9 protein-coding genes are annotated in these 16533 nt (G+C 39.5%); 2 read left to right on the forward strand and 7 right to left on the reverse strand.

The annotated features are described in order from the left end of the window. Position 1: 1 nt before the first annotated feature. From KIM67_RS10245 to KIM67_RS10275, 7 genes are all read right to left on the reverse strand, one after another. The gene (locus tag KIM67_RS10245; RefSeq protein ID WP_250149228.1) at positions 2 to 1777 is read right to left on the reverse strand and encodes a metallophosphoesterase; all 1776 of its coding nucleotides are present in this window, start codon (positions 1775 to 1777) and stop codon (positions 2 to 4) included. A 79-nt stretch (positions 1778 to 1856) separates the two neighbouring features. Further along, complete coding sequence (locus KIM67_RS10250) at positions 1857 to 2891, reverse strand: phosphatidylinositol-specific phospholipase C1-like protein (protein WP_250149229.1); 1035 nt, start codon at positions 2889 to 2891, stop codon at positions 1857 to 1859. A 46-nt stretch (positions 2892 to 2937) separates the two neighbouring features. Then, the gene (locus KIM67_RS10255; protein ID WP_213831238.1) at positions 2938 to 4215 is read right to left on the reverse strand and encodes an alpha-L-fucosidase; all 1278 of its coding nucleotides are present in this window, start codon (positions 4213 to 4215) and stop codon (positions 2938 to 2940) included. 84 nt (positions 4216 to 4299) lie between these two features. Beyond that, the gene (locus KIM67_RS10260) at positions 4300 to 6534 is read right to left on the reverse strand and encodes a GH92 family glycosyl hydrolase (RefSeq protein ID WP_298868888.1); all 2235 of its coding nucleotides are present in this window, start codon (positions 6532 to 6534) and stop codon (positions 4300 to 4302) included. 73 nt (positions 6535 to 6607) lie between these two features. Then, the gene (locus tag KIM67_RS10265) at positions 6608 to 8539 is read right to left on the reverse strand and encodes a glycosyl hydrolase 115 family protein (protein ID WP_213831240.1); all 1932 of its coding nucleotides are present in this window, start codon (positions 8537 to 8539) and stop codon (positions 6608 to 6610) included. A 342-nt stretch (positions 8540 to 8881) separates the two neighbouring features. After that, positions 8882 to 10507, reverse strand: a complete 1626-nt coding sequence (locus tag KIM67_RS10270; RefSeq protein ID WP_213831241.1) for a RagB/SusD family nutrient uptake outer membrane protein — start codon at positions 10505 to 10507, stop codon at positions 8882 to 8884. A gap of 37 nt (positions 10508 to 10544) precedes the next feature. Beyond that, a complete protein-coding gene (locus KIM67_RS10275; protein ID WP_213831242.1) occupies positions 10545 to 13478 on the reverse strand; it encodes a TonB-dependent receptor in 2934 nt (977 codons plus the stop codon). A gap of 344 nt (positions 13479 to 13822) precedes the next feature. On the opposite strand from KIM67_RS10275, the gene KIM67_RS10280 reads away from it, so the two are divergent. Together KIM67_RS10280 and KIM67_RS10285 are read left to right on the forward strand one after the other, a co-directional pair. Further along, the gene (locus KIM67_RS10280) at positions 13823 to 15202 is read left to right on the forward strand and encodes a DUF1080 domain-containing protein (protein WP_213831243.1); all 1380 of its coding nucleotides are present in this window, start codon (positions 13823 to 13825) and stop codon (positions 15200 to 15202) included. Positions 15203 to 15204: 2 nt separating this feature from the next. After that, positions 15205 to 16533, forward strand: a complete 1329-nt coding sequence (locus KIM67_RS10285; protein ID WP_213831244.1) for a Gfo/Idh/MocA family protein — start codon at positions 15205 to 15207, stop codon at positions 16531 to 16533.

The raw sequence follows: 16533 nt of genomic DNA on the forward strand, positions 1-16533 counted from the left end.
ATCAATCACTTATAACTGATTGTTTGGCGCCCAACCGTTCTATGGTTTCATTTTTCAAATCAATGGTAAAATTATTGGAGGGTTCACCGTTAAAAGAGCTATAAAAAATCTTTGACCAAAGACGTAATTTTTGCTCTTCCGAATTTTGCCACTGTTGACACAATAATTCATATTGTTTCAGTCGATGGTCGCTTATTTCTGAAAAGGCAAGCTCATCTGCTTTATATAATTTATAAAAATCAAGAACCATATCAAAACCAGTCCATTCTTCAAAATCCGCAATGGTAACATCGATTGAATCCAGTTGGGTTGAAAGTTCACCAGAATTTACGGTACTCTCAGAGAGTAATTCTTTTCCCGATTTTAATACCACGTTCTCCACAAATTGTTTGGGCCAATCATCTGGAATAAATCGAAAACGAATCAACTCATGTAAGTGCCAACTGGTGAAGTCTTTGTAGTTTTTTGAACTTAAGATATCCTTGTCCCAAATTAGCGTATCCTGACTTTTCTTCAAATGTTGGTGTTCGTTGTAATACAATGAAAACAAGGAGTTAAATTCGGGAACGTCATGCAATAGAACAGTTTCAACTTGATATTTATGTGTGGAATTTAAAGTCAATATCTTATAAGCCGATGGATAAGCGGCCAGTGATGGGGTCTGTATATTAAACAGAGTGTTACCTTTTGCAGAAGTATGCACTCCTGTATCATTTAGATGCATATGACCTCCAAAATGGATTTGTAGTCCGGCATCGGCAAAAATTTCTGCTACTTCCTTGTCCGGAATCCTTCGAGACTGCATTTTATCGATTCCAAAAAGAGTTTTAATAGCTTCTGATGCTCCATCGTTGAATTCTACCATTGGGTAATGACTAAAAGCAATCAGATTTTTATCCCTCAGCTTGGCTTCATTGGATACTTTCCTCACCCATTCGACCAAATGTTTTTTATGCACAATAACATCATTATAGCCAATGCTTGCTCCATGAAAATGAGTGGACGCATTCGTGTCGTTTGCCATATTTTCTTTTGGCACATATACATTGCCATCGATTGCCAAAAGCCATATTCCTGGAACAGGTTCCACCAAATAGCTCACATCTGGAATGGGAATATTCGTATTTGATATACGATACACTCTTTTTGTCAATGGCGCTTCATCGCTCGCCTTATTGTGCGTATAATCATCATATGAGTAAGTGCTGTAGGGAGTTTCCCAATACAAAAACTCTTTTTTTGGATAAAACCCAAAATCAGCCAGTTCATCGATAATCTCTTGATATCCCCATTCTTTGATGTCCTGGGTAATAACAGGGGTCAATACCCCTGTTTTTGAGCGTTGAATCATACTCGAATCACTATAGATAGCTTGTTCCCGACCATCTTCTCCAAGAAAATCCGTTTTGCCGGCATCTTGGGTAAATGGTCTTACAGGATCATGGTTTCCCGTAGTCATTAAAAATTGAATCCCATGAGTTTTTGAATAGTCTTTTAGTATTTTCTGAAGTGCCCTAACATTCATAGGTTGTCCATCATCGGTAAAATCACCAGGAAGAACTACTAGCTTAATATTTCTTTTTGCTATATCTTCTAACGCTGTGGTAAAGGCAAAATAGTTTTCATTGAACAAGCGGGTAGAGCGTAATTGCGCTCCCATGGTTCTAATTGTATTATGTCTACCGGTTTCCGAATTTAAAACACCTTTGTAGTCGGTATCTGAAAATTCCGCATATATATCCTGAAGGTGTATATCTGCCAAAAATGCAATTTTCATTGCTTCTTTTTGTTCCCTCTTTTTTTTACAAGACAAGGGGAGCACTAAAAGGACAAGGAAAAATCTTCCCAGCATAATTTTACCTCTGAATCCGCTCATAGACACCTTTTGCAAAATATATCTGAAAGTTTGAAGAAAATAAGGTTGTTGGAATATAGTAATCCGTAGAAATAATCTGCGCTCCAGAAGCTTTTGCTTTTTCAAATCGGGTATAGTCGTTGCTTCGTGCCTCCTTAGTCCCGGCATCTGCCCTTGTGCGAACCAAATAGCCTTTTGCCACCAAGGTTTTTATATAGTCAAAATTTTTTATTGGGTCATTGATGATGCGAAATGCTGCTTCGGGATTTCCTTCAGGGATATTTACAAATAACACCCTATCTTTTAAAGACGGATGTCCATCAATGTAGGCATTGATTTTTCTTTCCTTTTCATCAAGTACAAAAATAAATCTACCTCTCGTATCCTTTAAATTTGGCCATCCCCTTGTGGTTATGGCTTTTTCCAAACTATTATAATTACCACGTACCATATCGGGCGTAATGAGTTTATCTTTAGGCAGAACGTTCCTGATCTCTAAATCCAAACTGTCAAAAGCAATTTTGGTAAACGGCAACGGTTCGGTAGTTTGTGGTACGCTACTATCTTTTGCATTGATCAGTATAAAGATAGGAGAGTGGTTCGGATTTTTATTGGACCATTCTTTAAGTTCGCGAAGCCCATTTTTAAATAATAATTGATGGCTCCTAAAATCGATATCTTGGATATGGAACATTTTTAGGCCAGGTTCTTTCAACTCAGAATTTATATCAAAGGGCAAGGGAGTTTCCCCGGTTTGCTTTATGATAGCAATGCCTTTTGGTTTGGCATATCTACCACCTATGGGATCATGAAAAATATCAAGTTCTAAGTTGCGTAAACCTAAATCCAATTGATCTGTTAATGATGGATGGTCGTACTGTAACGACTTTGCCATTGTTGAATCCAATTGAAAAAGGTAGTTCCATAATGGTTTTTCAATAGCAATTTTATAACTATTGTGACTGCCAATAACCTGAATGTCGTTCAAGGCGATTTCCGATTGACCGTATCCACTTGAATGTAACAGAAAGATCAAGAAGAATAGATGGAGTTTTTCTTTGAAACACATTACCTGCTAATTCTTATTTTGATTCTACGAATTCTACGTTGGTCAATTTAACCACAATAGGATTGGGCCAAATTTTATCATTGTAAAGTCTTTGTGCCTTACTTATTGAGATTTCCAATAAATCTTCATGTTGAATAAATCTTGATTTGGGAATATTTTCGGGCCAATATTCAACTACAAGATCATTTTGTCCCAATACCGAAATTGTTGTATTCGATGTTGCTTTCAGATTTTTTATCAGAAAGTTTCGCCGTCTTCCTTTGAACCAATCTTTTTGCTCGGTTACAAATGCGTACACAGCGTTCTCATCTTCGTTTTGGGTGAACCATAGGTAACCATCTTTGATCAATGTAGGAAGTGGCCTTATATTTTTTATGGCCTCATCGTTAACAAACATCCAAAGGGCCAGTTCGCGTAGAAGCTCTTCTTGTTCTATCGGGATTTCTCCATTCGGTTTTGGACCCACATTCAACAGAAAATTTCCGCCTTTGGCACGAACTTCAATGAGTTTATCAATCAACTCGGTTCCATCTTTATATTCCTCATTAGTAGGTTTATATTGCCATTGGGTACCCATGGTCATACAAGTTTCCCACGGACCGGGCATTGGACTATCAGGAATTTTTTGCTCAGGGGTTTCCATTTCACCCCGGGTAACAAGAATATTAGGGTCAATCGTGTGTACATATTGGACTAACGGACCGCTTTCAAAAGCGTCAAAAAATAGTAAATCTATAGGACCATAATTGGTTATGAGTTCTTTGATCTGTGTTTTATCGTATTCTAAAAGCTCATCATTCTCGGTAACTTGGCTCATCTTACCTTTTCGGGAAATTGCAACTCCCTGTTTATTGAGAAAGCTGAAATCTTCGGGGGAAAAATATACTCCAACCTTAAGTCCTTGTTTACGTAAAGCCTTGAAAAACATTTCAGTGATATCCTTCCCATAGGGCGTATTCATGATATTGAAATCCGTTGTTTTGGTATCCCACATACAAAATCCGTTATGGTGTTTTGTAGTGAAAACAACATACTCCGCTCCTACCAATTTAAAAAGACGGGCCCATTCATCAGCATCAAATTTATTAGGGTAAAATGTTTTGGGAAGCTCATTTATATATTTATTGAGGTACGCTTTAGATGCTCCAACCATAGAATGGCTTATAACGCTCCCTAATTGGGAATCCATACTCCAATGTACAAATATGCCAAACCCCATATCCATAAAATCCTTTTCTAGTGCGGGTTTGTTTTTAAGTTGGGCAAAAGCGCATATACTTACTATGTTCAACAGAAAAAAAAGCTTTATCGAATTGTTGTACATGGCTGTTTTGTTAAGTTACATCCCGTTGGATAAAATTAATATGTAAAGTAGTTACTCAATACTGCTATTTCCAGACATTTGAATAGTAAGAACACCTCCGTTGGTAATATCTTCATGTAGAATAGCACATGATTTTAACGGTTTGTCATTAAATAAAACCCCATCAACATAGACGTTGTCCTTACTATTGTTCAAAGCGTTTATTTCTAACTTTTTACCGGAATAAAAATCAGTATTCAGCTCAATAGTTATTCTATCAAAAATTGGGCTTCCAATCTGATATTCAGGGTTTTCTTGCGTACCACCGTCCATTTGAAACAGCCCAACCTTCATTAACACGCCCAAACTTGCCATTAAGCCTTGATCTTCATCGCCGTTGTACCCAGTTTTGGGGGACAGACCACTAAATACCTTATCTATAACCTTTCTGGACCAATATTGAGTCAGGTCTGGCCTACCCAATTTATGGAATATAAAAGCGGTCTGCATAGACGGCTGATTGCCATAATTTATTGGGATGCGGCTGTAATCAGGATGCATCTCGCGATGATGCGAACTGCCGGCGGTAAAATTTAGCTTTTCGGCTTCCTTAAACTGTTGGTTCAGTTTCTCAATAGCTCTCTCCTTACCGCCCATCAGCTGGGCAAGTCCGTCCAAATCATGGGGAACAAACCATGTTGACTGTGATGCATTGGATTCATTAAATCCATTTTCATAGCTAAAAGGGTCAAAATCAGTTTTCCACTTTCCGTCTATATTTTTTGGTCGCATCCAACCTGTATCAGAATCGTAAACATTGCTATAGTTTTTAGATCTTTCCATAAAATAGGCGTAGTCATCATCATAACCTAGTTTTTTTGCCAATTGGGCAAGTGTGTAATCTTGGTATGCATATTCCATAGTGAGACTTGCCCCGTCTTGATGCCCTCCAAATTTCCCTTCTGGAATAGGATAGGGCACATAGCCTTTTTCCAGATAATGCCTAAGGCCGCCACCTAGATTGGTATGGTGCTCATACCCTGCCTTTTCCATGATACCGTTCGGCATATGGTTCTTTTTTAGCGCATGGTAAATCGTATCCAAATTTTCAGATACAAGCCCTTTTTGAATGGCGCTTATAATAAATGGTGTGCTTGAAGCGCCTGTCATTACATATGTATAATTGCCTCCCGAAGGTCCCCTAGGAATTAGCCCACCATCTTTATAATATTGCAGGAGCGATAGAACAAACTCTTTTTTTATTTCTGGATAAACCAGCCCCCATAGTGTATTTATTGTCCATTGCGCACCCCAAAATGCATCGGAATTATAATGATTGAATTGTGGTGTCCCATCTTTTTTTAATGGTAATTGACCTATTCTAAAGGTGTCTCCTGTATTGTCCGGGTATGCACCGTTTATATCACTAATAATTTTACGGCCGAGCAATGCATGCCATAAGTCGGTATAAAACCGTTTTTGTGCCTTTTCTGTACCCCCTTCTACTTTGATTCTTCCTAAAAGTTCATTCCACTCGGATTTGGATTCATTGACCGTTTTTTCAAAATCCCAATGGGGCAGTTCCGTTTCCAAGTTGGCTACAGCATTTTTTATAGAGGTATAAGAAATAGCGGCTTTCATTAAAACAGTATCTTTTTCACTGTCTAAGGACACCAAATAGTTACCACTTTTTTCATCTTTTTTTAGATTGGAAATTGATGTGTTCAGTTCAGCCTTAAAAAAAACGTTTACAGGTTTAGGCCTTCTTTTGGTCGGAGCGATGACAAAACTGCCCATAAGTTCAGAATCTCCTGCTTTTTCCAGTTTTCCTTGTATAATTTCACACGGCCCCAAAATTCCATTAAGATTAAAGAGAATAGCCTTTTCACTGGTCTTGGGAAATATGTATTGATGCAATCCTACGCGCTTGGTACTGGTAAGGGCAACATGAATATTGTATCGTTGCAATCTTAAGGAATGATAGCCTGGCGATACTTCTTCTTCCTTATGACTGAATTTTGAATAAAAATCCTGATACACGGAGTTCCTATTGATATCCGTTAGTGTTACGGGCATTACGGATAGTCCCGATAATTGCCACCCATGAATATGGCTAAAACCTTTAATGGTATCTACTTCATAGCGATAACCACTTCCCCAGGTACCTTGTAGTTGGGTATCGGGACTTAAATTGACCATACCAAAAGGACGACTTGCAGATGAAAAAAGAAACCAACGGGAATTTTCGGTATCCAATTGCGTGTAAACTAAATCCACTGGCTTTAGATCAAGTACTGTTTTTGACACAACAGTACTATTAGGAGAGTCATTACATGTAAGCGTTAGTGCAAACAACAGAGGTAATATAAATAGTAGGATTTTATTTAGTCTCATGCGTATTTAATATGCCAGTTAAATTGACTTGGATGGCCTTCATCATATCCATCGTAGGAAAACCATTGTTAGGCCTTCTTATTTTTGGGTCGTACCACCCTTTCCATTTGGGGTTCTTATCGCCTTCAATACGTCTTGAATGAACAATTTTCAAATCTTCCTTCGCTTTTTCCGATAGGTTTAGTGCACTCACTATTTGTTGTTTATCCGATGTTTCTTCATATGCTTTCTTAAGTGTACATAACTTATGTAATTGATGTTCGAAGGTCAAGAGGTCGTTATACATTTTGATGGGCAACAACACATAATCATGATAAAAAATCGCACTTCCGCCCGTGACTGAATCCTGACCTTTTTCAGCAGCTGAAAGTGCATCAGAGATATAGGCCAATCTTCTTTCCAAGGATTCATAATCGGCTTGTACTTTTTCGTATGAATGTGGAACTGGGGTTTTGCCAGGGCGTTCTATGGGAGAATCGCTTAAGTAGGATATGGCTTCCCTTATTTCCCAAAGATTTTGAACATAGCCTACCCTATCAAATTGGGCCTCATGTAACTTTTTCATGGCTTCTACAGCAAATGGACTAGCCAAATCACCAAAATAGCGCGTAGTCCATCTTTCGTAAAATTGTTCTCCATCAAATGAATCTGGATTTTGACATACTGCACCATATGCTTCCAAATTCAATAGAAAAGGCCTAAAATTTTGTCCGTTCACCAAGCAGTACGCATGCGCATTAAAGTCGTTGAACATCATTTTCATTTTATCTTCTACAATCTTGGGGTAAGGATCGTGTACGGTATGATTGGACCAAAAGCCCGCATGCATGTATGTGCCAAAATCGTATCCGTCAATAGTTTCGGGCAAGCTTTCGAATTTACCAAACCCATCATCGGCCCAAGCAACTATCCAATCTTTCGGGGGCCTGAAACCCTCGTTCCACATTTCCATGGCATCTGAATAGCATACCAGTACTTTCTGGGCGTTAGGATTGTAATCTTCTATAAGCTCACTGAAGACTTCATATACCTCATTGAAGACCTCGATTTTATTTTCATCACAGCTACTTTTGTATTCCCAATCCCATACCTGATTTCTTGGGCGTAGCGCAAAAATGTCCGTTTTGGATAGAGGTGTCTCTTCTAGATAATACTTCCAGGCAGCAATCCAATCGCCCTTGTACTTGGCCCAACAATCGGATTTTTCAAGCGGAAACGGATGTATTTGATACCCTAGGGCAAAATTTATTTGAATTTTCATACCCTTTTCATGGGCATAGTCCATCATTTTGTCCAAATAGTCCAAGTCAACCTCATAATCTGGATGCAAAGCCTTATACTCAGGACGGAGAAAGAATTCAGGTCTGCCCAGCATATCAAAAAACTCAATGGCATTATACCCTAATCTGACCAAAGAATTAATCATTTCGGTATAGCTTTCCCAATCATATTCCAGTAGTTTGCCCCGATAGTTTGCTAACTCGTCAACATCATTCTCAAAATAACAGAGGATAGGTACTTTTGGTGGCGGAATGATTTTATTTTCAAAATTGAATAGTTTCGAAGCGTCGATTTTTTTTGGTGCGCTACCTGTCCAATATTCCAAAGGGTCTACTCCAAGAATTTCTTGAGCGTAATTGTACACGGAACGTTGCAGCCCTTGAATATCTGAACCGGCCAGAACAATTATATTTTGATTGTTCTCAAGTTCCGTTTTGGTCCATATTCCACCTCTTGGCCTAGGATTTTCAGAAGAAATTGAAACCTTTCCTTGATTTACCAATTTCGTAATGGCTTGGTTAGATTTTTGGGTTCCTATAAAATAAAAGATACCATGCTCAGGTAAAGGGTCTGTTCCTGAAAGGATTGTAATTTCCAAAGGGATTACCTTCTCAAGATCATTTTTTAGATCTGACACTACATTGGCCTCAACAGCGTCTAAATTTGTTCCTTGTACAATGTAACAGTTGGCGGGATTTTTATTTGAGCACGATGTAGAAATCAATATACCCAACCCCAAACAAAAAAAATAGAAAGCTTTTATTTGAATACTTTTCGTCACGTTTTTCTTAAAATAAAATAGTTGTTTATAAAACCATTTACGAAAGAGGAATAGTGTGTAATTAATTCAAAAGCATCTGGTCAAAAGCATCTGGTGACTCATAAACGCAATTGGATTAAAAAGTATGAGCAGACAATGCTTTGCCTGCCCATACCGTAAACAAAACTAAACTCAAACAATCCTGTGATCCCTGTATTCTTAGTATCCAGGATTTTGTACCAATCCAGGAGTCTCTGCCAACGGTCCTGGCGGAATGGGATAGATTCTCTTGTTAGGGTCGCTATCCGTTTTATCTGTCCACGCATCTTCCCAAGTTCCGAATCGGATTTGGTCGGTTCTTCTGTGGTATTCCCAATAGAATTCAAAACCACGTTCGTTATACACATCATCTAAAGTAGCACTGTCTAAGGCAAAATCATTGCCTCCCCTAGCAATTCGAACTGCATTAACATCCGATAAGGCATCGCCCGACCCCAATCTTAACTTGGCCTCGGCCCGCATTAAGTATAATTCGGCCAATCTAAAGACTACTATATCCACACCGGTGTCATCTCTGTTAGCTCCTAAATCTTCAATACTCCATTTTGAAACCCGTACCCCTACGGATTGGTTTTCAGCAATCAAACTCACTTCCCTAGTATGATTGGCCATCGTTTCGTCCCTGGTCCAAAGTTGAACGGGAACAATATCTATAGTGCCGTCATCATTGATAATAGGTGTTCCATCATCGTTGTTGAGTCCATATATTTGACCTTGAAGAAAACCTCGGTTCATTTTGTAATCGGCCAATGGTATCGTAACCAACTCATTGGGGTAGTTTTCTTTATAAAATCTTGGATCATTGACCTCGTCCCATGTGTCCAAAAACTCCGGGAGAGTACATCCTGCGTCAGAACCTGTTTCAAATCCACCATCAACGACATAAAGAAGACCTCTGGATAAGCCATTGGTGGTGTTTCTTGAAACACTTCTACCGCCAATCGTTACTGCCGTTTTTTCATTCTTTATCGACCATATGATTTCAGGGTGGTTTTCGTTGTCAGGGTCGAACATGCTAAAATAATCTTCGGTTTCAAGGGAGTGTAGGCCACCATTGATCACTTCAGTCGTCAGATCGATAACTTGCTGCATGTCTTCATTGGAAAAGGAAAAATCAGCAGCATACCTGTCTTCATAAATAGCTTTGTTCAAATAGATTCTGGCCAAAAGTGATTTCGCCGCATCTTGGGTGTATCGAACCGTGTTTTTACCCGTAGGAAGGCTCGACATCACTGATTCCAGATTCTCGATTATAGTACTCACCGCTTCAGCCCCAGTAAGGATTTGAGGGTCTAGATTAAAATTAATCTCAGCAACACCTCGATAAGGTACCTGACCATACGTATCTAAACATACCCACATGTAATGGGACAACAGTGCTACTGCCTCGGCATGCTCCTGTGAACCTTCATCCAAGAAATCAATAGCCTGGGTCGCACTTGCCAGTCCTGCTGTGACATGTTCAAATGTCTCTCTTGTATAGCGATGATTTGGTCCCCAGTCGTGTCTGTGCAATTCCTGAAAAGTACCCCCGTCAAACCAATCGCTTTGTCTGGTAGGTACCATGCCCTCATCCGCTGAAAAAGTCTGTAGCGCAAACCACCAGCGATGGCCATATACCCTTCGCATATAATAATATGCCGGTGCCAAAAGATTTAATGGATCGGCATTTACCAACAAATCCTCACCTCGGGCTTCGTCGATAATCTCTTCTTCGATGTCACATGATTGAAATCCGAAGAAGACAGTCAATATGATGCTAAAAATTATAGATTGTTTTTTCATAACTTATATTTTATATTGAATACTTTACCATTTTAAATTAGAAAGAAAGATCAACACCAAAAATAAAGGTCTGGGGACGTGGATAACCTCCAAAATCCACACCATACACATTGTTGCCGCCCGTGTTGATCTCAGGATCGTATCCTGTATAGTCCGTTATCACGAAGATATTTTGACCAGTAACATATAACCTCAACGTATCAAGAAAACCGTTATCCTCAATGTTCCATCCCAAGGTAGCATTGTTCAATCTAAAGAATGAGCCATCCTCAATAAACCTAGATGAAGAAACAGGAGCAACCAAAGGACTTTCGTTCACATCTAGATATTCCCTAAAAATATTGTTTCCGTTTTGCCCCAACGATGCTGCACTCGAATAGGCCCTTGCCGTGTTGTTAAAAATATCAACACCACCGACACCGTTGAAGCCCAATGATAGGTCAAAGTTTTTATAAGATGCATTAATGTTTAATCCATATATGGTGTTCGGCAATGCATCGCCAACTATTTCAGGATCTGATACTATTTCCACACCATCCCCATCAAATCCTTGAAATCTTGGCAAAAAGAACGAGCCAGCAGATTCGCCGTTGGTAAATATGCTACTGAATTCACCCGAAGCTCCCGGCCCAAAAATACTTCCAACAAAAATATCCGTGGAAAGTCCTTGTATTTCGTTATCCAAAAATGAGATGTTTCCAGAAAAATCAAGTGAAAAGTCTTCCGTTCTTACAGCATTTACATTCAGTGCAAATTCAAAACCTTCATTAATGATTTCTGCATCAGAGTTTACAAAAATTGTACTGGCCAATGCTGGTACCGGAGCAGAAACTTCTAAAAAAAGATCGGTAGTGTTCTTATAAAAATAGTCGAATGTACCGCTTACCTTACCATTTAATATACCCCAATCCAATCCTACATTGTATTGCTCGGTAACCTCCCATTTTAAATCAGGATTAGGTGTTCGCGTGGTAGTCACACCATTGACAACCGTTGTTCCATTAAATGTAAAGCTGTTGTCAAAGCTGGTTGCAAAGGAGGCCTGTGTAACTCTTACAGGAACAGCTTGATTACCGGTCTGACCCCAGCCCGCTCTCAATTTTAAATTGGAGAAAACTTCAGAATTTGCAAGAAACTCCTCTTGGTCTATACGCCAACCTAATGCAACTGCTGGAAAATAACCATATCTATTATTCTCACCAAATACTGATGAGCCATCTGCTCTCAGTGTCGCCGTCAGTAGATACTTATCCAAAAAGCCAAAGTTTACCCTACCGAAGAACGATTGCAACTTTCTTTCGGTATCGGATGATGCTATGGTAGTATTCTCTGGAGAAGCGACCCCTAAATTGAAAATCGGGTCGATTTCCCGGGTACTAAAATCAAACCGTTGAATCCTCAATCCTGTATTGTTGAAGGTCTGATAGGAATGCCCTAAAAGAACATCGAAATTCCAGTTGTCATAGCTTTTCGTGAAAGTCAAGAAATTTTCAATCAAAAAATTGGTATCTTCCCTCGAATCTTGCGTAACCTGGTCTTGACCTTGTTCCCCCCCATCAAGCGAGTTATTGAACAGCCTGAAAAAACGGTCTACATCTGAATTTTCGTAACCTAAATTAAGCTTATAGTCCAACCCATCTACAATAGTATAAGTGGTAGTGAAATTCGCCAAAACTCGTTTGGTCTCGGCCCTGTCACGATATAAATCGAAAAATGAGACAGGATTGTCCGTAGCACCCGCTCTTGTGGTCACTTCGCCATCTCCTCCAAAAACAGGAGATGTAGGGTTCGCCCTTAGTGCTCCCGTTATAACGCTTCCCAAAGCTTGACTTTCGTCCGTAAGATCCGCTACAGTGAGGTTCACCCTAAATTTTAATCGGTCATCCAATACTGAGGTGCCAACATTTATTCTTCCGGTAACACTTTCGTGCCCTGTAGTCTTCACTACCCCTTCTTGATCCAGATAGCCTAAGGACACATTATATGTGGTTGAACCGGCCCCACCGGACAAACCTAAATTATAATTTTGTACATGAGCTGTTCTATAAATTTCATCTTGCCAGTCGGTATCGGTATTTTCCGAATCAATGTAAGATGCGGGTTCCCTTCCTACTATAGAAGCCAAACGTGCCGTTTGTTCACGATATTCACTAGCACTGAGTAGGTCAACGTCCCTGGCCACTGTTGCAAAACCTGCCGATGTACTAAAGGTAACTTTTGTTTTGCCCGCTTTACCTTCTTTGGTCTTTATAAGAACAACCCCGTTCGCACCCCGCGTACCATAGATTGCAGTAGCAGAAGCATCCTTTAAAACAGTTATACTCTCTATATCCTGTGGGTTCAAGAAGTTCAAGGGGTTTTTTGGCCTTGAAACTCCACCAACACCTGTAAGACCTTCATCTGTAGATGACCCTCCATCCAAAGGAACACCATCAACTACAAATAAGGGATTACTGGAACTACCTATTGAATTTACACCACGAATATTGATATCGATAGCGCTACCTGGCTCACCCGAACCCGTAGTTACATTTACACCAGCAATCTTACCTTGTAACAACTGGCCCGGAGCATTGTTAACACCCTTGTTAAAATCCTCAGCACCGATAACTTTGACCGCACCGGTCACATCTTTGGATTTTACACCACCGTACCCCACAAGAACCACTTCATCAAGTCCCGTTGAAGAAGGTAATAATTGTACGGTGTAGCTTGAAGAGCCATCTAAAGTCAGTTCTTTAGTTTCAAAACCGACATAAGAAATAATCAGAGTTGCATTGCCATCACTGACAGCAATGTTGAAATTACCATCAAAATCGGTAACCACACCATTTGTGGTTCCTTTCTCTTGTACATTGGCACCTGGTAAGGGTGCATTGCTTTCATCCAGCACCGACCCCGTAATTTGGGTTTGCGCTAAGGAAGCAAACGAAACAGTACAAGCCAACAGTAGTAAAAGTTTCAGTTTCATATTGTTCAGTTATTAATATTTCGTTAAAAGTATTATCGAAAACGATGGAGTATTATGGACGATTTGTTCGAATACATGGATATTCCTTTAGAAACAGAAAAAAAGAAAGGCTGATTTTTTAGGCTAGCTTTCTCCATACCGCTAAAATCCTCAATAAAAATTGTGTCTTTAGAAAGCAAAGGCAAGCCAATTTATTCTAGAAAAAGTGCAATTTTCAACGCCACAGAACAAACATCATAAATCTAATATCGAATTCATCCATGTTTTTGAAAAATCCATCCATTAAAATACACTTAATGTAGAGTATATTTAAAGTTTTATTTATACTTCAAGCCACGATTACTATGAAATCTGTTACTTTCAAGTGTTTTACACTACTTTTCTCTGTATTGTTATTTTTAAACTGCGCCGAACAAACCAAAAATGATATTCCTTGGCTTGTTCTCTTTGATGGAAAAACGTTGAACGGGTGGACTCAAATAGGTGGGGAAGCGCTCTATGAAGTTAAGGAAGGTGCCATTGTTGGTCGTACCGTTCATGATACGCCTAACTCCTTCCTAACGTCCAATGCCAAATACAGTGATTTTATTTTGGAACTTGATTATAAGGTAGACCCTTCCATGAATTCAGGCATTCAAATTCGAAGTAATAGTTTTCCACATTATCGAGATGGTAGAGTACATGGTTATCAAGTTGAAATAGACCCATCCGACCGTGCTTGGAGCGGTGGTATATACGACGAATCTAGAAGAGGATGGTTGAATCCAATGACCGAAAATAAGGAGGCTCAAAAAGCATTTAAACAAAACGAGTGGAACCACTATCGTATAGAAGCCATAGGTGATACTTTAAAAACATGGATAAATGGTGTTCCTGCTTCCTTTTTGATTGATGAGAAGACTTCTTCAGGTTTTATCGCACTCCAGGTACACAGTATTAAACCAGAGCAACAAGAAGGAACCGAGATTAGGTGGAAGAACATAAAAATCATTACCGACAGCGTTGCCAAATACGCCACAAAGAGTCCGATAAAACCAATCATAACAAAAAATCAATTGACCATTGACGAGCGCAAGAATGGATGGAAATTATTATGGGATGGACATTCTACAAACGGATGGCGTGGGGCAAGATTAGATGATTTCCCCAATAAGGGTTGGGAAATCAGCAATGGTGAATTGACCGTTCTTTCCTCTGGCGGCGAAGAGTCCTCAGCGGGTGGTGATATTGTCACAAAAGATGTTTATGGTGATTTCGAGCTGAAGGTCGATTTTAAGCTTACCGAAGGTGCCAATAGTGGCATCAAATATTATGTTGATACTGATTTGAACAAAGGTCCCGGTTCTTCAATAGGGTTGGAATATCAAATTTTAGATGATAAAAGGCATCCTGATGCCAAAAAAGGAAATCATAAAGGTAGCAGAACGGTCGCTTCCTTGTATGATTTAATACAAGCGGACACCACAAAATATATGAACCCGATCGGAGTATGGAACTCAGCCCATATCATTTCAAAAGACAATCACGTTGAGCATTGGTTAAATGGTATGAAGGTCTTGGAATATACAAGAAAAAGCGAAGCATATAGAAAATTGGTGTCCGAGAGCAAATACGTGGACTGGCCCAATTTTGGTGAATTGGACGAGGGTCACATCTTATTGCAGGATCACGGTGACCATGTGAGCTTTAAAAACATTAAGATTAAACCAATAAACTCAAAATAACCATGACCACGAGAAGAGACTTTATAAAGAAAACAACAGTTGGTAGTGCCGCATTAACTTTTGGAAGTATGGTTTTCCCCTATACTGGCCATGGTCGAATTCTTGGAGCCAATGACCAAATAAACTGTGCGGTAATTGGCGTAAGAAGTAGGGCAAAAGCCCATGTTAAAGCCATTAATGCCGATTCAAATGCAAAGATTCTATACAATTGCGACGTTGACGATAACATCATCGAAGAGCACAACATATGGTGCAAAGAAACTATCGGTTATGTGCCAAAAGTTGAAAAAGACTTCAGAAAAATTTTAGAAGACAAAGATGTCGATGCTGTATTTATTGCTACGCCCGAACATTGGCATGCCCCCATGGCTATCATGGCAATGCAAGCTGGAAAACATGTATACGTAGAAAAACCTTGTAGCCATAATCCGCATGAAAACGAGCTTCTGGTAGCAGCGCAAAAGAAATACGGAAAAAAAGTGCAAATGGGAAACCAGCAGCGATCGGCGGATACTACAATTTTAGGCATTAACGAAATCAAGGAGGGTATTATAGGTGAGGTCTATAAGGGTGAGGCCTATTATACCAATAATCGCAGTTCTATTGGCGTTGGGAATAAAGTTCCGGTTCCAAAAACACTGGATTGGGATTTATGGCAAGGACCTGCACCAAAAGAAGCATACAGAGATAACGTACATCCCTATAACTGGCATTGGTTCAGAGCTTGGGGAACAGGAGAAATCCATAATAATGGCACTCACGAAATAGATATATGCAGATGGGCCTTAGGGGTAGATTTACCAAACTCGGTAACTTCTTTTGGGGGTAAATACGCCTATAATGATGATTGGGAATTTGTAGATAACCAGCAAGTGACTTTTTCCTATGACAACAATACCTTTATCACATGGACAGGTCACAGTAGGGGAATGATGAAGCCAGACCGCCCTGGTCGAGGCATTACTATATATGGCAGTAAAGGATCCATACAACTAGACAGAAATTTTTATAAATTGTACGACTTACAAGGTAATCCTATAAAGTTTGAGTTTGAAAAAGCGTCAAGTGCCACTACCAATACTCGAGGTGAGGGTATATTGGATGTTAATCACGTTGCTAATTTCTTTGATGCCATACGTAAAGATGCCAGCTTACGTTCCGATATCAAAGATGCCAGTATTTCAACAATGCTTTGTCATCTAGGCAATATGGCCCAAGATGCAGGTGAAACCTTAAAGATTGATAAGGTAACGGGCAAAGTGCTTAATAACGAAAAGGCCATGAAGTCCTGGAAAAGGGAATATGCCAATGGTTGGGAACCCAAAATTTAA

Origin of the sequence: Flagellimonas sp. 389, assembly GCF_018449435.1 — a bacterium.
In the GTDB taxonomy this organism is placed as follows: domain Bacteria; phylum Bacteroidota; class Bacteroidia; order Flavobacteriales; family Flavobacteriaceae; genus Flagellimonas.